Source organism: Streptomyces sp. M-16 (genome assembly GCF_052114405.1).
Classification (GTDB): Bacteria; Actinomycetota; Actinomycetes; order Streptomycetales; family Streptomycetaceae; genus Streptomyces.
Window position 1 is genome coordinate 1 of the sequence record NZ_JBFRER010000286.1, and the last position, 1,827, is coordinate 1,827.

The 1,827-nt window shown below is 73.6% G+C and carries 1 protein-coding gene; it reads left to right on the forward strand.

Features of this window, described 5'->3' with window-relative positions:
- Window positions 1-1,827 (forward strand): type I polyketide synthase (locus AB4039_RS42115; protein ID WP_442273294.1); only part of this gene is annotated, 1,827 nt, incomplete at both ends.

Genomic DNA, 1,827 nt, shown 5'->3' on the forward strand with positions numbered 1-1,827 from the left:
ACCCCACACCCTCACCACCACACTCACCACCCTCCACACCACCACCAACCACCCCATCAACTGGAACACCCTCTACCACCCCCACACCCCCACCACCCCCCTCCCCACCTACCCCTTCCAACGCCAACGCCACTGGATCAACACCCCGGCAGTGAAGGGGGACGCCTCCGACTTCGGTCTCGGCGCCGCCGATCATCCGCTGCTGAGTGCGGACCTACAGCTCGGGGACGGACAGGGGCACCTCTTCACCGGCCTGCTGTCGTTGCGGAGCCACCCCTGGCTGGCCGACCACGCGGTGCACGGCACGGCCGTGCTGCCCGGTACCGCCTACGTCGATCTGGCGCTGTGCGCGGGGGCCCGTACCGGGCACACCCTCGTGGAGGAGCTGACCCTCGAAGCGCCGCTCGTCGTCCCCGAAGACTCCTCCGTACAGCTCCAGTTGCTGCTCGGCGAGCCCGACGACGCGGGGCGGTGCCGGCTGACCGTCCACTCCCGGCCCTCCGTAGCGGCCGGGACCGAAGGGACCGACGGAATCGACGGCTCCCCCTGGACCCGGCACGCGGTCGGTGCCCTGCTCCGCCCGGAGGACGAGGAGCCGAACGGCTCCGCCGCCCCCGCCACCTGGCCCCCCGCCGGAGCGACGCCGGTGCGCGCCGAGGAGGTGTACGAGCTGCTGGACGCCCGGGGTCAGGATTACGGGCCCGGATTCCGCGGCCTGAAGGCCGTGTGGTGGTTCGGCGGGGAGCTGTTCGCCGAGGTGGAGCTGCCCGAGGCGCTGCGCGGTGACGACGCCCTGTTCGCCGTGCACCCGGCGCTCTTGGACGCCGCCCTGCACCCCCTGGGCCTGCGGGGCGGGAACGGCGGTGCGGACGACGGCGAGGGCAGTGCCGCGCTGCGGCTGCCGTTCGCGTGGAACGGGGTACGGCTGCACGGGACGGGCGTGACGTCCGTCCGGGTGCGGATCTCTCCGCTGCCGACGGGATCCGTCGCCCTGGAGCTCACGGACACCTCGGGCGCTCCGGTCGTCACGGTCGGGTCGCTGGCCCTGCGTCCGTTCGACGCGCGGCAGTTGCGCTCGGCCGCCGGTTCGCACCGGGATTCCCTGTTCGAGGTGGAGTGGGTGCCCGTCCCCTCGGACGGGCTGCGGCCGCAGGACGTTCCGGAGGGCGTCGTCGCGTCCTTCGGCTCCGAGGCGGAGCCGGGTGAGGACGCCGTCGCTCTGGCGCACCGTACCGCTCAGGACGCGCTGACGGCCGTGCAGCGGTGGATCGCGGAGGACCGGGCGGACGGCGCGCGGCTGGTGTGCGTGACGCGCCGGGCCGTGGCGGCCCGTCCGGGTGACGGTGTCGAGGGGCTCGGAGCCTCGACGGTGTGGGGTCTGGTGCGTTCGGCGCAGGCCGAGCACCCCGGCCGGTTCGTCCTCCTCGACGTCGACGGCGGCATCGACGCCGGGTCCGACGGTCCGGCCCCCGAGGTCCTCCGTGCCGCCCTCAGTACCGGCGAGCAGCAACTCGCGCTGCGGGACGGGAAGTTCCTCACGCCACGGCTGGTGCGCGCCGCCCTCGCCGAGGCGGCGCCGGACGCCCCGCTCTTCGATCCCGAGGGGACGGTGCTGATCACCGGGGGCACCGGCACCCTCGGCGCCCTCCTCGCCCGCCACCTCGTCACCGAACACGGTGTACGCCACCTCCTCCTCACCAGCCGACGCGGCCCCACCGCCGAAGGCGCCGACACCCTCACCAACGAACTCACCACACTCGGCGCCCACACCACCATCACCGCCTGCGACGTCTCCGACCACCAAGCACTCACCCACCTCCTCGACAC